This is a genomic window from Gimesia sp. (genome assembly GCF_048262075.1).
Classification (GTDB): Bacteria; Planctomycetota; Planctomycetia; order Planctomycetales; family Planctomycetaceae; genus Gimesia.
Genome location: NZ_JBLXFK010000006.1, coordinates 327400 through 348787 on the forward strand (window position 1 = coordinate 327400; position 21388 = coordinate 348787).

General features: G+C 49.0%; 13 protein-coding genes. 9 read left to right on the top strand and 4 right to left on the bottom strand.

All coding sequences use genetic code 11. The features are described 5' to 3' along the window. Positions 1–113 precede the first annotated feature (113 nt). Positions 114–2408 (top strand): hypothetical protein, encoded by a 2295-nt coding sequence (locus tag ACN0YH_RS14610; RefSeq protein ID WP_417380308.1) that lies wholly within the window; start codon positions 114–116, stop codon positions 2406–2408. 96 nt (positions 2409–2504) lie between these two features. On the opposite strand, the gene ACN0YH_RS14615 is transcribed toward ACN0YH_RS14610, so the two are convergent. After that, a complete protein-coding gene (locus tag ACN0YH_RS14615; protein ID WP_417380309.1) occupies positions 2505–3770 on the bottom strand; it encodes a hypothetical protein in 1266 nt (421 codons plus the stop codon). 287 nt (positions 3771–4057) lie between these two features. On the opposite strand from ACN0YH_RS14615, the gene ACN0YH_RS14620 reads away from it, so the two are divergent. Beyond that, positions 4058–4519: a GNAT family N-acetyltransferase gene (locus ACN0YH_RS14620; RefSeq protein ID WP_417380310.1), complete on the top strand. Its 462-nt coding sequence runs from the start codon at positions 4058–4060 to the stop codon at positions 4517–4519. A gap of 89 nt (positions 4520–4608) precedes the next feature. After that, positions 4609–5334 carry a creatininase family protein gene (locus tag ACN0YH_RS14625; RefSeq protein WP_417380311.1) on the top strand — a complete coding sequence of 242 codons (726 nt, stop codon included), beginning with the start codon at positions 4609–4611 and terminating at the stop codon, positions 5332–5334. A gap of 31 nt (positions 5335–5365) precedes the next feature. Here ACN0YH_RS14625 and ACN0YH_RS14630 read toward each other — a convergent pair whose 3' ends face one another. Next, positions 5366–6496 carry a prenyltransferase/squalene oxidase repeat-containing protein gene (locus ACN0YH_RS14630; RefSeq protein WP_417380312.1) on the bottom strand — a complete coding sequence of 377 codons (1131 nt, stop codon included), beginning with the start codon at positions 6494–6496 and terminating at the stop codon, positions 5366–5368. Between the two features lie 343 nt (positions 6497–6839). Here ACN0YH_RS14630 and ACN0YH_RS14635 point away from each other — a divergent pair, with 343 nt between their 5' ends. The 6 genes from ACN0YH_RS14635 (at position 6840) to ACN0YH_RS14660 (ending at position 12337) form a co-directional block, all read left to right on the top strand. Beyond that, on the top strand, positions 6840–7730 hold the full coding sequence (locus tag ACN0YH_RS14635) for an RDD family protein (protein WP_417380313.1): 891 nt from the start codon (positions 6840–6842) through the stop codon (positions 7728–7730). After that, positions 7730–8815: a stage II sporulation protein M gene (locus ACN0YH_RS14640; protein ID WP_417380314.1), complete on the top strand. Its 1086-nt coding sequence runs from the start codon at positions 7730–7732 to the stop codon at positions 8813–8815. Before ACN0YH_RS14635 ends, ACN0YH_RS14640 begins: the two co-directional genes overlap by 1 nt. Beyond that, the gene (locus tag ACN0YH_RS14645; RefSeq protein ID WP_417380315.1) at positions 8815–9735 is read left to right on the top strand and encodes a hypothetical protein; all 921 of its coding nucleotides are present in this window, start codon (positions 8815–8817) and stop codon (positions 9733–9735) included. Before ACN0YH_RS14640 ends, ACN0YH_RS14645 begins: the two co-directional genes overlap by 1 nt. Continuing rightward, positions 9732–10526, top strand: coding sequence for a DUF4129 domain-containing protein (locus ACN0YH_RS14650; RefSeq protein ID WP_417380316.1), 795 nt, complete (start codon positions 9732–9734; stop codon positions 10524–10526). The genes ACN0YH_RS14645 and ACN0YH_RS14650 overlap by 4 nt, the downstream gene beginning before the upstream one ends. Continuing rightward, positions 10498–11769, top strand: coding sequence for a DUF4350 domain-containing protein (locus tag ACN0YH_RS14655; protein ID WP_417380317.1), 1272 nt, complete (start codon positions 10498–10500; stop codon positions 11767–11769). Before ACN0YH_RS14650 ends, ACN0YH_RS14655 begins: the two co-directional genes overlap by 29 nt. Before the next feature lie 217 nt (positions 11770–11986). Next, positions 11987–12337, top strand: coding sequence for a Rieske (2Fe-2S) protein (locus tag ACN0YH_RS14660; protein WP_417380318.1), 351 nt, complete (start codon positions 11987–11989; stop codon positions 12335–12337). Here the strand turns inward: ACN0YH_RS14660 and ACN0YH_RS14665 are convergent. Together ACN0YH_RS14665 and ACN0YH_RS14670 are read right to left on the bottom strand one after the other, a co-directional pair. Continuing rightward, complete coding sequence (locus tag ACN0YH_RS14665; RefSeq protein ID WP_417380319.1) at positions 12329–13012, bottom strand: metal-dependent hydrolase; 684 nt, start codon at positions 13010–13012, stop codon at positions 12329–12331. The two genes, ACN0YH_RS14660 and ACN0YH_RS14665, sit on opposite strands and share 9 nt — an antisense overlap. A gap of 75 nt (positions 13013–13087) precedes the next feature. Next, the gene (locus ACN0YH_RS14670) at positions 13088–21313 is read right to left on the bottom strand and encodes a hypothetical protein (RefSeq protein WP_417380320.1); all 8226 of its coding nucleotides are present in this window, start codon (positions 21311–21313) and stop codon (positions 13088–13090) included. Between the last annotated feature and the right edge of the window lie 75 nt (positions 21314–21388).

Genomic DNA, 21388 nt, shown 5'->3' on the forward strand with positions numbered 1-21388 from the left:
GAAGATTAGTGATTTTTATTTAATATCCATCAACATTTGTCAGGAATTCGTATAAAACCAGAATACGAACCCACTTTTTGAGATCACCAAAACTTAACCCTTTGAGGAAGAATATGTTTTCAATTTCGCGCATTAGCCTGCTGCTGTGTCTGCTCATGCTTTCTGCAGGCTGTCAGAAAGCCTCAGATCCAGCATCTGATACTCAATCCACTTCGCCCGACGCTACGACATCTGATGTTGAGACTCCAAAAGCTGATGCCAAAACTCCAGAAATGGCGTCGAATGAAACGGGAGAAGAAAAATCCAAAAAGGAAGAGCCCAAACCTTTTGAATTACCGAAAACGGTCAAGGGAAACTGGGTCCTCATGCTGCCTCAGCAGCAGCAATTGATGCCGCTCTATCTTTTCAAAATTACCCCTCCCGGCGAATCTGCTGACGCAGAAAAGAAAACAGATGATAAGACGGATGAAAAAACAAAACCAGGAACTGATGCCGTCGTCCTGGTTTCAAGAGGTGCGGAAGTTTTACCGGCGAAAATCCTGTCTTCTAAAGCAACCGCTGAAACGGTCGAATTTGACGAAAGCCTCATCAACGAAGAAGGTAAAGAGGTTATCCGTTTGAACTTTGAAGGTACTCTCAATAAAGGTGCCATCCTGGGAAATATTTCATTTAGTGGTGAAAACTGCGTGCCAGCTCTCTTGCTGCCAACACCTGAAAAGGATCTTTCAAATATTAAGGATCCACTTCCCGCTCCCGGGTTTCAGGAATTCATGCAGGCGATGCAGACAGATGATCCGTTCAAGAGTCTGAACGAATTCACAAAAAACGAGCGGATGCAAACCGTTCCCGTGGCTCTGGATGCTTTCACCCGCCTGATTGCTGTTGCTCTCAGTCAGAAAAAAGATGCCAAAACCGTAGAAGAGATCGTCAATCGCTATATCAAAACATCCGAAATCTGGGGGAAACGACTCCAGGTTAATGCCATGGTCAGCTCAGGTTCCATGCTGGCACGTAGTGAAACTGATGCGAGTATCGCAACTCCATACTTGAATCAGGCAGAAAAAGCCATCAAAGAAGGCGTCACTCCTCTGAAAGGCTGGGATCTGGAAATCGCATTGGCCAAAGCACGCGTAGGTCTGAAATCCGATAATCCCGAGCAGATCAAAGCGGCAGGTAAACTGCTGCAGGAAGAAATCAAAAAGCACCCTCACGATCGTGAACTGCTCACGGAACTGGTCAGCTATGAAAAGACTCATGGCGATATCGATAAAGCGATCGATCACCTGGGATACCTGGCTGGTTCACCTCTCTCATTCCAGGAACGACAGTTGATTGCAGCTTCAAAACAGAGCCCGGAGTTCGTCAAATTCGAAGATCCGCGTGATACTTTGACGACCCTCTGGAAAAAGAAGCATGGATCAACTGAAGGACTTGATGAATATCTCACGAAATCCTTCCGGCGTTACCTGAATAGTTTCGTTTCCAAGGAAGCAAAAGAGGTTGATTTGAAAAAGGGAAATCGTGTTTCTCTGATCGAGCTGTTCACGGGAGCATCCTGTCCTCCCTGTGTCGCTGCCGATCTGGCAACAGGTGTGATTGAATCATCGTTCCCACATTCCAAGGTAATCGTCCTGCGGTATCACCAGCACATTCCTGCTCCCGATCCCCTGACCAATACTGACTCAGAAGCGCGGTTCATCCTGTACAATCATGGAGGAACCCCTTCGACGAATCTGAACGGCCAGGCAGTTCCCGGAGTCGCCGGTGGAGTCGAACAGGTTGAATCATCCTATAATCAACTCCTTGAGGCCTTGATTCCAGCTCTCTCAGAAAACACCGATGTCAAAATCGAATTATCGGCAGTTGCCAAAGATGGAAATCTGGTTCTGAAAGCAAATGCTACCGGTACCAAAGATATTAAAGAACCCCTTCGTCTGGTAGCAGTTCTCGCGGAAGAAGAACTGACATTTGAAGCCCCCAACGGGATTAACGTACATGACATGATTGTCCGCTCCATGCTGAAAGAACCGAATGGTTTCCCGGCTGTTGATGGAAAATTGTCTTTGGATAAAACCATTTCTCTGAATGATTTCAAAAGCCGAATCACAGATTATCTGTCTGCCTTTGAAGAAAAATCAAGAGCCAACTTTACAGGCGTACCACTGGGGCTGGATCATCTGGAATTTGTCGTCTTCGTTCAAGGCGAACTTTCAAAAGATATCTTCCAGGTCGCTTCTGTTCCTGTTTCAGGCATGATTGAATTCAAATCAGCCCAACCAAAACCAGAGGCAAAACCGGAAACAACCAAACCAGCGACCACGCCTAAAGCACCAGCCAAGGCTGAAAAACCGGAAGCGAAGCCGGAAGCGAAGCCGGAAGCGAAGCCGGAAGCGAAGAAAGACAAATAACTTTTTCTTTCACTATCGATAGCGAATACGAAAAAACAGGGCATGGATCATCCATGCCCTGTTTTTTGTTCAAGCCACTTTCAGCCAGGAGACTGTTCACTCTTCTTCAGCAGGCGGTGTGGGAACCAGCTTCTCTCCCACAATGCCGCTGTCAGATTCTTCATTAAAGACGGGCTCACCATCCAGAATCAGTTTCGTTGTCCGTGAGGGAGATGGCTCACGTTGAATTCGACGAAACCGGGTAGGTAGCTTCCCGATTCGGGTGTCACGCTGATCCATGATAACTCGTGCTGCTTCCCGAACTTCAGCATCACTCAATCGGTTCAGGTTCCCCAACTGGGCCAGGGGTTCAAGAATCCGGGTTGCCTTGGCAACAGTGCTTTCCATCAGAATCACGTCCAGCAGTTCGCGTCGCATACCCTGCATTGAAGCCACCTGCTCTTTCACCCGGTCCTGCAGATCACCGAGCACTTCCAGCGTTTCCACAGCATCAACCACACGCCCCGTTTCCGCCAGAAGTTTGGTCTGAATCGTCATCAGCGACTGCAGGTTCTCTCCAGCGACTGAAACGTTCACCTTCTCATCGGTTAACGTTTCCTGCAGTGAAACAAGCTCCTCGGCACTTTTCCGGGCAGCCGCCAGTGGTGCCGTCTGAGCAACCAGGCTGTCCTGAAGAGCAATCAACTTCTGGCTGTTTTCACGAGCCACATCCAACTGCTGCGACTGATCGACGATCTGCTGTTTGAACTGCAGGAACTCACTGAATGCAGTTTGAGCATCTTTGATCCCGCTGCTCTGGTCCGCAGCCAGCTTCTGGATCTTAATCATCTCTTCTAAAGTGGAATGGGTCACTTTATTCTGAGCATTCTGAGAAGCCAGCTGATCCTGCATTACCAGCATTTCATCCAGCGTACTACGGGCCTGCGACGTGATTGCTGCCTGCTCAAGGACCTGCTTCTGGAACTGGTTGATCTTCTGGAAGGCGGCCAGAGCTTTTTCAGTCTGATCTGACTCTTCTTGAAAGCGAATTCTCAGATCTCGGATTTCCCCGATGGCGGACTTGGCTTCCGTCAGCTGTTTCGCCTGAGAGTTGAGAACGGTCAACAAATTATTGACCTGCCAGGCACTGGTTTTCGCACCAACCAGCTTATCCATATCCTGTTGGACCGCGACCAGTTCAGTCTGCAGTTGACCGATCTGACTCAGCATCGGCCGTGCAACCATAAAATACATACCCAACAGACCTGTTACGACCCCGACAGCGAGAATACTCCAGGTATTCTGAAATGTCGAAATACGGGCGTTGGTATCCAATCGATATTGTCGTTCCCCTGAACTTCTCAAGGCTCTATCTCCCAGCATGATGATTAAACATGGACGTAAAATTGACACATCCTGTGAGGTCTAGCCATGCATCCTTGCAAAACCATTTGTGCTGTAATACCTAATATCGCCAGTTTCACATTTTGAGTTGCTTCTTTATTTGATAAATGCCCAAACAATTCAGAAAATTTTCGCCCCGACAATAAAAATCTGAACCTGACTGCAGTAGAGTTAAATGATCACAAACTGTTTGATATCAATAACAATGTCAGTTTCTGATATTCACAGCAACAGACTCAGAATCTGCTGGAAGGAAAGGCTTCTTTATGTTGGACGTCCAAATCGATCGGGCAACCCTGGAAGACTGTGACATTATTGCCGATTTTAACATCCAGCTGGCACTGGAGACGGAATCGAAACACCTGGATCGGAAACTGGTCAGAACTGGCGTGTTGGAATCTCTCGGTGATATACGTGGATGCCAGTATTATGTAGCCCGGAATAAAGATACGGTTGTTGGCCAGATCATGTTTACACGGGAATGGAGTGACTGGCGTAATGGTGAATTCTGGTGGTTCCAGAGCGTCTATGTCTCTCCCGACTTTCGACGCCAGGGTGTCTTTCAGCAATTGTCACAACACGTACAGTCACTGGCGGAATCCAATCCGGATGTCGTGGGGCTCAGGCTCTATGTTGAATCTGATAATGAACGCGCTCAATCAACTTACCGACAATTGGGCTTTCATTTTCCCGGTTACCATGTGATGGAAAAAATGCTGGACCGTTGACATCTTCATCCCGTTCAAGGCATTCTGTCTGTAAATCAATCGTATCTCGAACGCCGCTTTCTTTATCCACTTTCTACTCAGGTCGAACCATGTCTGATACTTCTGCCACAAAAGAAATACTGCTCCACAAACAGACCCGTCGTGAATTTCGCGAGCGGATGCAATCTGGTGAATTAAAAGCATGCATTATTCCCGTAGCCGCTACAGAACAACATCTGGAACATCTGGCGATGGAACATGACTGGCGGAGTGTCATGCTGGTGGCAACCGAATCTGCCCGCCTGCTCTCACCGGAAGTGATCGTCGCCCCTTCGATGAATATTGGTATCAGCGAGCATCATATGCGGCACCCGGGTACCCTGTCTGCTCTCCCGGGAAGTTGGTTGAGCGTTTTATTCGACACGATTCGCAGTATGCACCATGCTGGATTCACTAATATTCTGGTTTTAAACGGGCATGGCGGGAACATTGCCCCCTGCCTGGGAATGTGGGGACAGTTTCAGCAGCGGCTTGAAATTAACCTGCACTTCGAGTCGTACTGGAATCTGCTGCCTGAAGAAGTCGCGTTGGCGAATTTAAAAACAAAACGCTGGCCGGGGCACGCCCAGGAATTTGAAACAGCTTTTGCGATGGCCGCCTTCCCGGAAAATGTACGCCCGGATGCAATGCAGGATCAGGACGATAAAGAACCCCTGGAAGCCACTGCCGAAGCGGGACAAAATATGATTGACGAGATCGTGAAGCAGGTGGCGAAATATGTGGCTGGCATGATCGACGGATCAAACACTGCCGAGATCCCCCCGTTTCATACCTGAAGCATGAAACGGGGCAACTCGATTTCCCGTTTTATTTAGCAGGCTGACAGTAGGACAAAGCCAGTAACGCATATGCGGTGGCCAGATTCGGATCTGATTCATACCAGCGTTTCTGCTTATTCGACCAGCTGCCATTCTCCTGCTGCAGGCTGGCCAACTGTTCGATCAGTTCAGCCCGCCAGTTGTGTTGCGTGCCCTCAGCATCTTTGAACTGATCCACTTTCATCGCATCCAGGGCTTTGGCAAACGTATGAAAGTAATAGTACAGTCCCATCAGTTCCATACCTGGGTTTTCTTTCAGTGTATAATGACGACGAATCCACTCATTGGCGGCTTTGACCCGTTTATCATCTTCATTCACTCCGGCGTAGATCATACTCTTCAAACCGGCATAAGTCATACTCCCATACGAACGCAGACCCCCATCGGGTGTTTTTCCTGCCTGTGATGTTCCACCCGCTGCAGGTGTGTAGTAAAAACCACCATCATCAATTTTAGATGCGAACGGAGTCGTATTATATTCTGATTCCAGGTTTTGAGTTCGGGATACGAAAACCAGGGCTTTCTGAATCGCAGGATCATCTGCCTTTGCGCCCGCTTTATGCAAGGCTTCGATCAGGAATTGTGTATTGGATAAATCGGGACGAGAATGTCCGCCATAACCAGCCCCGCCGTAAGCAGTATCCGAGCTCTCAATCCCTTCCCCTTCATCCCACTGCAAACCTCGTAAAAATTTCTCGGCATTCTTAATCGTACTGTCATAACGCCCGTCTGTGTTGGCGGCATGAAAGGCCATGATAGAAATGCAGGTTTCATAGTTGCGATGATTACTTTTTTCGTAATAGATACCGCCGTCCTTCTGGACATACCCTTCCAGTCGCTTCAATGCCTTCGATACAACCGGGTCACTGGCGGGAACACCACTCTCCAGTAGAGACGTTGTCACCAGTGCACTGATCCCGGGCACCGTCTCGGTGGTCCAGAGACCATCTTCCAACTGGCTGTTCTTGAGGAAGTTAACCCCCTGCATCTGGATTTTTTTCAATTCCTGTTGCCTGGCACCAGAAAGCGGAGTTTCCGCGGCCTGACTGGTCACTACACAGGCCATCAACAACGTTACCCAGAAGCTGGTGGTCCTCATAATTTGGTAATAAGCTGGCATTCGATCTCCCTCTCTCTTTCACAATCGACTTATGATATTTGAAATGGGTACCATCAATCGCGAACTGTCTCTCGATGAAAAGGTGAAAAGAGAAAAGTACTCCAGCTTCTCCATAGCAATCGAGCTGATTCAAGCGGATGATACTCCACGAGTTTGCCCGTCAAGTACAGCATGATTATATCCATCGGCAAGTCCGTAGGAAAACCATGTTTTCCCGTTTTGATAAAAATTAAGCTTTGTATAGATAACAATACGGACAATGGCCTATAATCTATGAGCTCTCCCGGGGCTTCAAAGCGTTCCTGTTTCACCGTTTACCAGCAAGATCCAGCAGCAGTCTGATATGGCATCGACGATCCCCTTAGATGAAACCAGTCCTATCGCAGCTGATTTCTCTGATTCTTATACTCTCGGTGAACGAGAGATTCTCGGATTGGAAATGCAGGTGGAAACACCGGAAAACGTGTTGCTGTCCTATCAGCTCGCCGGACCTTCACAGCGTTACATCGCTTACCTCATTGATTTCCTGATCCGGGCGATCATGTTAATCGCGATTTTCATGTTTTTCATCGCCCCCATGATGGGACTGCTGATGCCCGGGGCAATGCTGGGCTTGTTCCTCGTCATCATGTTTCTCAATACCTGGGGCTATTACACCATCTCGGAAACGTTCTTCAAAGGCAAATCCATTGGGAAACATGTCTGTGGTTTGCGCGTGATTCGCGAAGGGGGATATCCAATTACCTTCTGGCCTTCGCTATTGAGAAATCTGGCCCGCAGCGCCGATTCCATTATTCTGTACGGAGTTGGCATTACATCCATGTTGATGACGCGACGTTTCCAGAGACTGGGAGACCTGGTAGCAGGCACGGTTGTAATCCAGGAACGTTCTCTCACCCTGCCCAGAAAACCGATCATTTTAAACAAGATCAAGCCCCTTGATAAAAATGAAATTGGCAGTTTTCTTCCCCGTGATGAAGTTCTCTCGCTGATTGATGAGTTTATTGGCCGTAGACATGTTCTGACTTACGAACGAGGTCATGCCCTGGCGGCGCAGCTGGCAGAGCGGCTGGCGAAACGACTGCATTACTCCGGAGATGAGAAAAAAGTATCACAGTACCCGATGGCATTTCTGGCTTCCGTGTATAAAACATTCAGTTTTGGGCAGATTCAGGAAGAACAGGAACTACTGGACGAATACAAAAAACGATCTGATTTACAGGGGATAGAGTGATGAATAAACATAAATTTATTCAACAACGCCGCCCCCAATGGAAGAAATTTGAACTGTTTCTCAGAGAGGCTTCCAGCAGATCACTTTCAAAGCTGCCTGCAGATAAGATTTCTACTTTTTCTCAATTGCTCCGTGAAATTTCACATGATCTGGCCACGATCCGCTCACGTGGCTGGGGACATGAGTTGACATCCTATCTGAATGATCTGGTAGCCCGCGGTCATAATCTGTTTTACAGTGCGCCACCAACAAATTTTGCCCGGTTTTATCGATACCTGGCAGCCGATTTCCCACGTTTGTTTCGGGCAAATATCGGTTACTTTCTGATTGCCTGCCTGTTATTTTTCCTGCCGATGGGAGTCAGCTGGTGTGTCGTTCAAAATAACCCCGAACTGGCTTCTCGTGTTATTCCAGAAGAATATCTGGCTCAATTTGACCAGATGTACGGTGAAGGGGGTGGTCTCAATTCTGATATAGAAAACACGTCTGAGAGCGATGCGGATTCGGAAGAATCAGAAGGTACTGAAACCGGTACATTTGGCGATCAGCGTGCAGCCATGGCAGGTTTTTATATCAACCATAATGTTGGCATCGCACTCAAATGCTTTGCTTTAGGAGTGCTGCTGGGTATCGGCACGGTTTATACCCTGTTGTTTAACGGAATCTTTCTGGGAGCCGTCGCAGGATACATCATCAGTCAGGGAAACGGTGACCGATTTTTAAGTTTTGTCATTTCTCATGGTTCATTCGAATTAACGGCAATTGCGGTTGCCGGAGGTGCTGGCCTGATTTTGGGAAATGCGATCATCCACCCTGGGCAGCGTACCCGCTTTCAGTCACTGCAGGTGCGTGGCCTGGAAGCAGTTCAAATCGCAGGTGGCGCCGCCGCCATGCTGGTCATGGCGGCCATGATTGAAGCGTTCTGGTCCCCTGCAGATTTTCCTGATTCGGTGAAATATGTTGTGGGTAGCGGGCTATGGTTGATTGTGTTTCTTTATCTTGCTTTTGCCGGTCTTCAGACAGACAGCCGTTTCCCGTTACATCGTAATACCAGTCATTCACCCCGGGAAGGAGACCAGCATTAATGAGATTTCATCGGATGAATGTGGCGCTGGTCCCCAGAAATGCGTTTAATTGCCTGGACCTGGCAATCCGTTTTTACGGACGTTTTCTGATTCCCCTGCTCAAGCTGTGGGCTGTATTTGCCTTGCCCGCTTGCCTGCTGGTCTATCTGCTCAGTTATTATTTTCTGATTGAAATGAAAACTGCGATCACAGTTGCTTATTTTTTTTCCAGCCCACTAGGTGTACTGCTGACATGGAATTCCGCTTTATTCAGTTTCGGGGAAACTCAGGGAATGGGAAGTATCAAACGGCTATTTCAGCCCCCCTTGATTCGACTTATGCTGCGCTGTCTGTTTGACCGGGTTCTGCTCTTTATCGGCCCGGCACTACTGTTCTATACCGATTCCTTTTTGACGAGCATGCTGGGAATTTTCTACCTGTTCATTCCAGGCATCTGGCTGGCATTCCGAAACGGGTTTCGTGTGGAACAGGCTTCACTGAAACAGATCGGAATTGCAGGGCAGCAAGAGAACTCCCATGACCACCGAACCAAAGATCTGATTTCTACACATTTCAGTACCTTATTCTGGCGGGGTACCTGGACTTTTTTCTTTTGCTATATCTTAACCTGTGTGCTGTTCATTACGTTCGATTACCTCTGTTACACCCTGCTGGATTTTAACATCCTGATCGGACAGATGCCTTATGCGTTAGATCCGGACAATATCGGCGACCCAATCTCCAATGCCCTGCTGTTGATGAGTAGCGATCCCAGAGTGTTAACTGTCTTTACCGGCTTCATCCTGCTGATCTACCCCATAGGGAGACTCGCCTGGTTTTTTACTTATCTTGATCTACGGGTCCGCTATGACTGTTGGGATATGGAATTACGAATGGCCGAGGTTTCACAGCGACTCACCAGAAGAGAGGCAGCTTTATGAATTGTCACTCTATTTCTCTCCGAAGCATCTACCAGATTCTGATACTGTTTTTTGTGTGCCTGTCGGGGAACATGACGCCTTCATTTTCTCAGCCCCCTGAAGAAACCTCGTTTGATCTTTCCTCACCAGATCAGGTCATGCTGAAACAGGATATGCAAGAAATACTCAGTCGGACTGAGTTTCGCCACCTGACGAGGGAACGGGATATCACTAAAGATGCCCCTTTTGAATTTGATGAGTTGTTTAATCAAGAGAAAGAAACGGAACTAAGAAAGCCCTCTAATTCAGCCTTCGGTGCAATGATTGGAAATGTGATGCAGTTTCTGGCCTATGTCAGTGTCGTTGTCACTTGTGGCCTGATTCTTTATCTGCTGGTTCGTTCCCTGATGGGACTGGAACTTAAAAAGAACTCGACCAGAACCGTTACCAATCCGGATCTGCAAGGGAGCCTCACTCTGGAAGAAATCATCTCACCTGCAGAACGGGAATCCTCGATCTACCTGCAACGTGCGGAAGCATTGGCACAGGAGGGTGATTATCATAATGCCATTGTCCAACTGCTCTATGGCTCAATGAGCTATATCGAACGGTCAGGCTGGATCCGTTTCCGAAAGGGTTTAACGTATCGTGATTATATCCGTGCGGCGCGGCCACACGGGTTACCCTGCGATTCATTGCGGCAGATGATTCGTACCTATGAACCATTGGGCTTTGGCCGTCGTGAAGCTACCCGCGAACATTTTGAAAGCACCTTGAAAAATTATGAATCCGCCTTCCAGAAACAAGCGTGAACGAAGAAACGCCGGCTGGATCTGGCTGTTCTTTCTCTGTCTGCTCATTCCCCTGCATCTCTGGTTTCCAGAACTGGGGACAGGTGCGCTCGACGATTCTTACAGCGCGTCAGCCAGTGGTAAGAAAGCGTTTTTTCTGTTACTCGAACTGGAGTCCTACAATACGGAACGAAATCGTGTTCCGATCTCGGTCTTTCTGCAGACCCTGGATTACGACGAAACCCTCTGCCTGCTGGGCCCCGCCCGCTATCCAAGTCCCCAGGAATGGTCGGCACTCCTGTCATGGGTCGAGGAAGGCGGGCATCTGGTAATCACAGCGAACCAGGCTCATTCGGAATTCGATATTGATGAATTGAACATTCAAGTGACCTATCTGGATGAAACCGAAAGGGATAATTTGCCAGTCGTAGAAACGAAAAAAAAAGAAACAGTAGCGGGCGAGGACAACAAGAAAGAACTTGATACTTCTGATCTGCTTGCAGCCCTGGAAGATGAACACAGCCTGCTGGAGGGACAGGCTACGACTGTATTCCCGGATGCTCCCTCCATCATCTGGCAGACGAATGCCCAGGTGATGTCAGAATCAGGCCAGAAACTCATTTCGGTGGGTCAAACACAACAGGCAATCCGACAGAAGCATGGTGAGGGTGAGATCGTCGTCGCAGCTTCCTCTAAAATTTTTTCAAACCAGTCAATGATTGATGGCGGCAGTGTCCCCGCATTTCGACTGATCGAATCGACCGGAGCGCCTGATTTTTTCGTTGTCGATGAATCCTTGAATGCATCAGGCACCTCAAAAGTAGTTGCATTACTCATCGATCCAACGTTCCGCCCGCTGACAATTCAACTGCTGATCACCTTACTGATTTTCGGCTGGTGGCATAGTACGCGTTTTGGCCCCATCCTTTCTTCGCATATTCTGCCACGTCATAATATTGTTTCCCACACCGACAATGTCGGAAACTTACATTTTAAAAATGGTAATGGCCGCGCTCTATTATATTCATACTTGAAACAGTTATTTACTGAACTCCACCTGAGACGTTTTCGCGGAAAAGAGCATCGCGTGATCGATCCGATAGCGCGGCGGATGAAAACAGATCCGGAAAAGATCACTACCTTGCTGAAGCGGGCCTCCGAGCTTGCAAAATCCAAAAAGATTAAACGACATCAGATGGGCGACCTGATTCGCAGACTCGCTGAAATTCGACAGGCTGCCCGACATGGGAAACAGCAGGGTTAGAACCCATCACCTTTAACTATCGCATCTCTCAATCTAATCTGCTTGGGCCGAACAGCCTTGAAAAGGCTACAGCAAAACTGGACACAGTCGAGCCTGGAATTTACCTGATGCGAGTCCGGTTTATCTCGAACGAAAGACAGACTATAATTCTTGCTCTGACAGCCCCAGCAAACCTGTGAGTTCACTTCGAACCAGTTGCCTCAAGAAAGTAAATTCTGTGACCACTTATCATACGATTGCAAAAATCGGTACGATCCCCGAAGGAGAAGGCCGGGCTTTTCATGTGGAAGGGCTGATGATTGCAGTCTTCCTCAAAGAGGGACAGTACACGGCCATCAATGACTTCTGCCCGCACCAGGGCGCCCCCCTCTCTACCGGCTATGTGGATGAAGGAGGAGCAGTCACCTGCCCATGGCATGCCTGGCGTTTCTGTATCAAAGAAGGAACCTGGCTGGACAATCCCAAATCCAAACTCCAGGTTCCCGTCTACCCGGTGCGCATTGAAGGCGATGAAATACAGGTCGGCCTGGATCTGGAGAAAGAAGAAAATTCATCCTCTTCAAAGTGAGCAGGATTCACCTGGTTCCAGAACCACAGGTTCCGCGGCAGTCTGTTCCTGAATTTGATTGGCCCAGGCGGAGACATCCTGTTCGATAAGTGGCCAGGTATTATAATGCATGGGTAGCACTCGCTTAGGTTGAATCAGCTTTGTTGCCTTTACTGAATCTGCCGGTCCCATTGTGAAATTATCTCCTATCGGTAAAATCGCGATATCAATGCCTTCTTCACCAATCAGTTTCATGTCATAAAACAAACCAGTGTCCGCTGCAAAGTAAATGGTTCCACCATCCAATTTCAACAGGATTCCACAGGGGCTTCCCCCGTTACTTCCATCCGGCAACATGGATCCATGATGGGCAATCGTCAGCTTCACTGTCCCAAAGTCATATTGGTGCGCACCGCCGATATGCTGTGGGTGCACATTTTCAACTCCCTGCTTCCCCATCCATTCGATGATCTCATAGTTGGCAATCACCAGCGCTCCGGTACGCTTGGCAATTTCAACTGTATCGCCGACATGATCCCCATGCCCGTGACTGACAATAATTGCATCGGCTTCAGCGGTTGCTGCTTCCAGCGTACCACTGGGATTTCCGGTAAAAAAGGGGTCCAGCAATATCGTTTTACCGGCAGTTACAATCTGAAAGGATGAATGCCCCAGCCAGGTGATATTTGTAGCCATGATTACCTCTGAAAGTGAAGTGTTGAATGAAGTTATTTAGCCTGACAGCAAGATACAACAGATCAACAATCAATTTCAAGCGGTTCGCTTGACATACAGGGATGCCAGGCAGACCGCACCGATCAGAAAACAGGCCATGGCGAAGCCGGCGACCCCACCAGCCAGGAATAACCAGCCGATTAAACCGATCACAACCAGAGTGATTCCCAGTCGTTTTTGTGCAGCCTCTGATCGAACAACGCGAGGCAGTCCCCAGATGAAAGCGACCAAAATCGCAATCCAGACAACCGTCCAGATTAAGGCAGAACCAAATTCGAGTGTATTATCAGATCGCACATCCAAGGCCAGACGAGGTTGACCACTGATTTTGGTAAACTCCAGTTTGTGCCCCTGTAACGGGATATCAAACTTCAAAGAAATCCCCCCCGCCTGTGTCCAGCCAGCCAGTTGATTTTTTTGTAGTTGTGCTTTGTCATCTGCCGATTTCTGTTTCTCACGGACAGATTCGGGCGCCGACAGAATGCCTCCTCCCATTCCACCAGCACCACCAGAGAATGATCCTTGATCGGATTTATAAGCGTCTGCCAAGGATTCTTCCACATCGTTCAGCTGATTCCAGACATTCTGTTTCTTAATATCACGCACCCCTTTGTTGGATGCGTCCCTTCTCAGAATCTTCGCTTTCCATTCCATGGTAGTGGTCACAGGGTTCCGTGGATCGAGCGCCTTGGCCTGTTTCGCGATCGCTTCTGCTTCCGTATAGTGACGCTGATCAACCAGTTCATTAAATTTGTCTACCAGTTCGGCCAGCTCTCGCGATTCATCAGCTTTAGCGCGCCCCTTTATTTTTAATCCCGGCAGATTGGTATTCTTTCGATCCAGTGATTGCATCGACGATGATTGCAGTTGATCGGTCGTATTTTGCAAGCTCTGCTGGCGTCGGAGTGCACGGTTATCAACGCCATTTACGTCAACACCAAAGGAATTGACCGCTTGAGGCATGTTAGCTTTATCGACATTTCGAATCGTATGACTCTTCAAACTGTAGGGACTATTCAATGGAAGATGCGGGGGTCCGGGTTTCCCGATGGGAGTCCCAGCCTGCTGTAGCCCCCATTGAGTTGACTGATTCTGAGACCTGTTCGCTTCGAAAAGTGCCGCATTGTTTCCGATGACCAGTTGATTGAATGTCTCTTCCGAATCGAAATCAGCCTGACTGTCTGCGTTCGCATCCTTGGATTCACCCAACAGTCTTTCTTTCTGTGCCTGTCGCTGCTGCTCCTTTAACTGGATTTCACTGATCTGCTGCTTGATCCGCTGTCCCTGCTGTCCCTGCTGCAAACCTGAATCCAGTTTCGATTCCAATTGCTTCAGATTGCTGATCGCACGACTGCGAACGCGATCACTTTTGCTGCTGCTGTAAACGGAATACAGATTTTCCACATCCATCACCATACTGGTCAGCGGTGTGTAATCCTCAGTCTGTTGAGATTCAACAGGGGTCATATTGGTGCGGGGATCATCCAGACGGGCGGAAGCAGAATAATCGTCGGGGATATAAACATTCCACCTGGTCTGCGCGACGGGAATACCGTATTCCGCATTTTCTGCAGGCAACACCACCTGGGGTGGCTGTAGATCAATCACATCTGCCTGCCAGCGAAATGCACCTTGGGGTAAGGGTTTTGATAACCGACCAGTGAGAATCAGGTTCACTGCAAATGAGAGATCGGCTGCGCTGGTTTTAGGGAGTGCCAGCAGATATATTTGATGTTCAGATCCCGATTTTTCCTGTTCCTGTTTCAAGAACACCGGTGCCACAGGGACCTCTTTGACGAACGCGCTCAGGATCTGTGATTTTTCAGGGATCCGTATCGCCAGAAACTGGCGCGATCGATTGCGAATCCGATATGCGGCATGCGTTTTCCAGCTGCCATCATGCGCCAGAACTGTTGTCAGTTCCGAGAAATTCACGGCGGCAGCAGCTCCCTGATCCGATTGAAACTGTTGAATCTGAAATTGAGGCGGTTTTGCAGTCTCGATGATGCGTGCCAGCTCCATCGCCTGATTGGCAAGAGAGTCATTAATTTGTAAAGGCATTTCATCGCGACTGACTGAAACGATACTCTCCGGGTTCAATAAAGAGAGTCTTGCCCAGGAATGATTTACCAGCATCAGATAATGCTGCTGTGTTTCCAGTTCTGTGGTTTGCGGATCGACCAGGCCACTGGTATCCATCACGCGCACCCGGGGAATTTCGATTTCTTCTGATGCAGGCGGTGACTGCGTCGATTCTGCTGTGATAAAGTAAGAGCCCTCGACTGAATCCTGCAAATGAATGGTCCATTGAACAACGGCATCGCCGATTACTCGTTTATCAATCTGACGAATTAAATCGCCACGAAAATCCAGATGCTCTCCCAATACCAGGGGAGTCGTAAATGACAATGTGTCTGTCGCTGCGCCTTGAATTGACCAGCGAATCCCCACAGTATGACTGACCGAAACATTTCCAACCGTAGTCATTACCAGGGAGTTTGCTGTAATAGAAGGCTGAGCAGGCGAGAGATCCAGTTTGATCCATTCAGGCAGTTCCGCAGTGGAACGAAACACGAATTGCGGTAATCGTGACTGCTGTGACCTCATATCCGCTGGAAGATCTTCCGCAGAAATAGCGCGCCAGTCTTTAAGCTCTGGTACACGGGCTACCAGCGAATCATCACACCAGATCGCCAGATCGCTGCGCACTGCTGAAACTTCCAGGGGGGTCACAATCATGACTTCCGCTTCACGCTGACTGGCATCACGGGGGATCACGCCTTCGCAGACAATTTCCACCTGGTCTGTTTTGAGCTGCGCAAATTCCACGACCAGGACCCGCATGTCGTCTGCATTCTGTTCGATCACATACCAGTCGTCCATGCCGGGTGCGTTCACGTTCAATACCAGATAGGACTCAGGCAGTTCCAGGACAAACGTGGATTCCGGAATCCCTTTCAACTGGTATCGAATTCGACTGGAAAGACTCATTTTACGAGGTGAGACCAAAACGGCATGTTCGGCCACTGCCTGCTTATCGGATTGACGTCGTGACAGAGAGAAACCCAGTGATAAAGGTCGGCGGGAGAAACGATACGCCCATTGAGGCTTCAACGTCAGCCCATTGACGTTCCAATCCACAGTTGATGTCACTGGATTGATAAACTGTGCAGAATCGATCTGAATTGCGCCGCTGATTTTCTCAGGACGGATCTGAAATTGCGACTGAGCGTATACTCCAATCGTTCCATTTTCATTCGTCACATTTTCAGGGACAATTTGAGGCAGTTCCAGTGTGCGAGACTGTTTCCCTACAGACAGGGATTGAAATGCAATCAATTTAATGCTGGTCGTCTCTTTGATATCACGTCGCAGAAAGACTTTAATCTGACGAGCTTCACCACTCCCCATGATCTCCCAGCCTCCGACATCAGGGCCAGAGATGGATTGAACACGCAAGTCTTCGGAGATTTTCAGAATCGCCTGGTTAATCTGGCCCTGGCGAACCCGGTATTGGTGTGTGCTCTGCAGTTCCATTCCGGCATCCTGAAGAAGCACAGCCTGCGTTGTCTGGCACTGAACGATTCCCTGAATGACGCCCCGCTCTTCGGCTGGTCTCCAGGCAATCTGGATGTCTCCCCCCTCATCAATGGGCAGTTCCAGAGATGCTTTGTCTGCTGTTTTTACTCTGCGATAGGTTGTACGTATTCCAGTCACACTGAGCTCTGCATCCGGGCTGGGCAGGTTTACCGTCAGTCGGCCGCTGGCCACAGGTTGCAGATTCATTTGGAAACTGCCCGCTGATCCGGTCTGTTGTGCAGGGAGATCAAATTCCAGATCCAGTAGATGCAATCCCGGTTTGGTAACCACGATGGAATAAAAATGTTCTGAAACTGATTTCGTGGCACTGAACTGGTTTTTCGGATGTGTCAGCAGAGTCGCTGATTCCCCATCCAGCGTGGCGCTGCTGAGAGCGGTTTTTCCCAATGGGAGTGGGATGGTAAGTGGTTGAGACCCGGTAGTATGGATGACCAGCCTCCCCTTAATATGTACCACCGCCTGCCCTGGTTCTGCACCCGGTTTGACTTCGGCGACATACAATGCCTGACTGATCGCACCGAGAGAGTCCATCACTTGTTTTAAAGGCTGGTCGGGATGAGCGGCATTCCAGAGGCGTTTGAATTCCTCGCGAGGCAAAAAGATCCGTTGCGAATCCAGGGGATCTGTCCCTGCTTCATAAGGAATGATCAGATTTTGAGGTAGCTTTGGCGGTTTGACGATTGGCTTTTTGTGGGCTCCCATCGCGATTGGTTTTTTCTGTGCATAAACGACTGTGGAAGCACAGCAAAAACAGCCCAGCAGTATAAGAGATGTGACGGTCGCCTGTTTCACAGAGGGAGTTTTCATTGCGCCTTTGAATTCCCGTCTCAGAGTTCGAATCGCCCATTCGATTCCCCAGGACAGACCTGCCAGCAAGATGCCAAAAAACAGCCCATCCAGCACGGGTTGAAAACGAATGGGGAACAGAGAACTGCAGGCCACCGGCAACAGTACTCCCGCCAGCAGTACCATCAAACGCTTGTAACACGATAATCTCCGGAGTAACCAGCCCGCCCAGAATACTCCAAATAACACTGCCAGAAAGAGTTTCTGACTCGACCGCGCCTGCTGTAAAGAGACCTGCAGTGACAACGGTTGTTCCTGAGGCTCCCCATAATATTGAAATGCCATCGAACGGAACCCCTCAGGCTGTGGCAACGAAGCAATCACAGACAGGCGTCCTCCCAAAGCACGTTCGGGATTAGCTACACTCAGCTGATCCACGGCTTCTTTTTTGGCAGCTTCACCTGCGACACGACCAGGTTGGTCAACCGGTTTACCCTGCATCGCGGGGTGCGGAGACTGTTCGAACGAATGCGCTGTGCCTGACGTCTTTCCTGATCGACTCACCTCATTTTTCTCTCCAAGTCCGCGTTTTGATTTTGCGAGTAATCTCTGGTTGGCCTGCCCCAGCATCTCGGATTCTGCTGGCGCAGTCTCATAATTCAACTCAATATCGGAACGAACACTGGGAGTGGCTTCAACCTGAACGTTGAAATCATAATCTGCGCCGAGGTGAGCAGAGGCATCATGGAATCGTACATCGGTTCCCCCCTGAAATTCTACGCCATCGTTCAGATAGAACGCTGATGGCATGTGGACTTCTCCAGTTTGGGCAGAGCTATACTCATGCGAAGAACGCATCCGTGAGTTCATGAGTAAACCAATCACAGCTATCAGCAGACAGAACCCAGCAAACAGTATAATGACAGCACTAAATCCACCTTTACGAAACGCAAAGATCCCGACCAGAATTGTGAGCACAAGGAAGAAGAGAATCATAGATCGGTAAAATACACCTTGAGCGGATAAAAGGTTGATATGCTGACGAAGACTTTCCAGAATGCCCAGGCGCGGTACAGGCTGATCCGGGACAAAATCCCCTGAACTTTCTGAGACGAAATAGTCGTAAGGATAAAAGATTGACCAGGTCTGATTTAAGACTCTGAGAGGTTGAACTGCACCTGTGCCATCAACGACAGCGATCCGGGGTGGAGACTGTGACAACTGATTCAAACCCCCTGAAGACAATCGATTGGCATCGTACAATAACTGCAGCGTATGAACGTTATGTTCCTGAACGTCCGAAGTAACTGGAATAATAAACGCTTTCTCCGTTTTGCGAACTTCGACGGGGGTTCCCTGGACGAGCGCAGAAAGTAACTGAGCCCCTTCTGGCAAGGTGACCTGCAATGCCTGGATCCCGACCGCAGAAAAATTGAGGAGCACTTCGTTCTGCACTTCCCGATTCGAACCGATCACACTTTTAAGAGACATGAGTTGGGCAATGGCTGTGGGCACAGCAGTCTGATCAAAGCGGGTTTCCAGAACTTCAATCTGATGTCCGATACCGACAAAACGATAAGCGGCTACAATTCTTTCTCGAGGCTGATACGCAACAGGAACTGGTAACTCTGCTGCATCAATGGTCGTCAGTGTTTGCCCCCGAATTCCCGTTGCCTTGATTTTGAGCCGCTGATCCCCCTCCGCTTCGAACGCTACTTCGCCGTACTGTCTGTCTGCAGACATGATCTGCAGTTGGGGAACATTGACTGCTTCCCCTTTCTTACGAGGCTGTTCCACCGTCACATTCAGAATCTGTTTGCCACTCAGGCGACGATCCATTTTTAAAGTCCACACACGGACGCCGTTTTGGGGCTCCTGGGCTACCTGCTCTAAGATTTTTCCCGCAGAATTGATTAATCGAAACTGAATATTCTGGCTGATACTTTCCGGGAGAGCCACCATCAGGGAACGATAACTGCCACGCTCGACTTGCAATGTCGTCTCAAAATGTGAAAACAGTGTTGTCGGGTCAAGTCTGACATATTGCAGATGATGTGCAACCAGCTGTAATGGTTTTCGTGAGATGGTCAGGCTGCCGGAGTACTGATTGTCCTGATACTGATATCCAAATCGCATCTGGGGAATCTGTTCCTGAAGTGGCTCCAGATTCACAAGCTCACTGGGAACCAGGTCCCAGTCTGAGTCAGCATTAATGATCAGAGATCCCTCCAGGATTTTCGCCTGAGGTAATTCTACCTGGGGAATCTCCAACAGTTGACTCTCTGATTCGGGAGGCCAGTTCTCCAGATCCCGATGTGCGGTCACGATCACTTTGGCTTCCTGACTTGCTGACAGCGGTTGAGGGAAAGAAAGCCTGACCAGTTTGCTGCCCGCTTCCCGTGAGGACTCTTTCCAGTCAATTACCTGGTCTTGCAGTGAGGCTCCCAGAATGGTCCACTCTGCCGGAATTTTCATCTGAAATTCGAACATGGGAGCAAACTGACTTTCGACGGTTGTTACCAGCCGCAGATCCATACCTTGCTCGTTAAGGTCTACCACCGTAGAAGCTGCCATCTGCACTTCGGAGCGTTTTTCCTGAGTTACCAGAGAGATTTCAAATTTCTGCTGCCAGAAGTCGAAATCCAGCCCGGGATCTGAAGTAGTTCGTTTCCCCATGGGAGTGACATCCAGCGCCTTACGCCGGACGTTATTCGTTTTTTCTACCTGTAAGCGCACACCGGGGGGATAGCGAATCAAAACCGAACCGACGTGCGAGTTAACTTTTTCGATAAACAGATTGGGAACCTGCCACGCTTTATCCCCTTCCGTTGTCATCACACCGCGACAGATGATCTGCCGTTCTCCTTCGACCGGTTGTCGATAATTCAGAGTAATTTCAGTACGACGACGATCTTGCATACTGTCATTGAGCACCCATGACTCAAGACCAGTAGATTCTACACTGATGATCTCCAGATTCTGAGGCACACTCAATACCAGTTGATCAAGTGACTGGCCAAAGATACTGAGCGTAGTCTGCGCCTGCCAGGCAACTTTCCCGGGGCTGACGGACACCCCAATTCCACTCCGGGCAAAAATCAGCGAGTCGTTCGATTGTTCGCGGCTCTGCTCTGTAATTTTTAATACAACCTGCCCTGTACCCCCGATCGGGAATTGATAAGAGACTAATTTTTCCGCAGTGACCGAGGATTTGACTTTCAATTCATTCACGATCAGGTGCTGTTTTTCAGGCAGTTCAATTTTGAATTGACTGGCTACTCCCGGCAGAAGCTGGAACTGAGATACCTGATCACTGCCCACTGTATTTAAAGGTGCCGAAAGCTGCAGTACCAGTTGATGCTCCCCCGACTTTTGACTGAACAACTGCAACATCTGCGTTTTGGACGCTGAGCGGGCAATCATCGCAGGCTGCTGATTCAGCTGCGCAGACTCGACTGCCAACCCACTGAAAGGCAGGTTGATCATAGTCAACTGCTGACGAAACTGTCTGATCGAAATTGTGGCCTTGATCAGTAATTGCCGATCCACAATCGTCGTCTGATAGTTGGCGGCATAAATCAAAGCATGGGACGTGGGTAAATCGACGTCTCCCGTCCCCTGCTTTGCCTGCTTCTTTAAGGCGTCATACTCGTTCCGTGATAACAGCACCCCACTCTTATCGCGGGACATAAGCGCATCGAGCTGATCAACGGGCAGATAAACCGCCGTTTCAGGCCATTTTTTCGTGTTGGAATGAATGGTTTGTTTTTTTGCAGTCGGATTCTCTGCTGCAATCACTTGTTGATTCAGACCGGATCGTATTACAAATACTGAAGCCATCAACAGGAAAACAACTGCTATGACTCTCTGCAACATTATTGTTCGCCTGACAGGAGTTGTCTTGGCAGTAGAACTTGTTTTATTCAATCTCATGGCGAACCTCATGAAGTG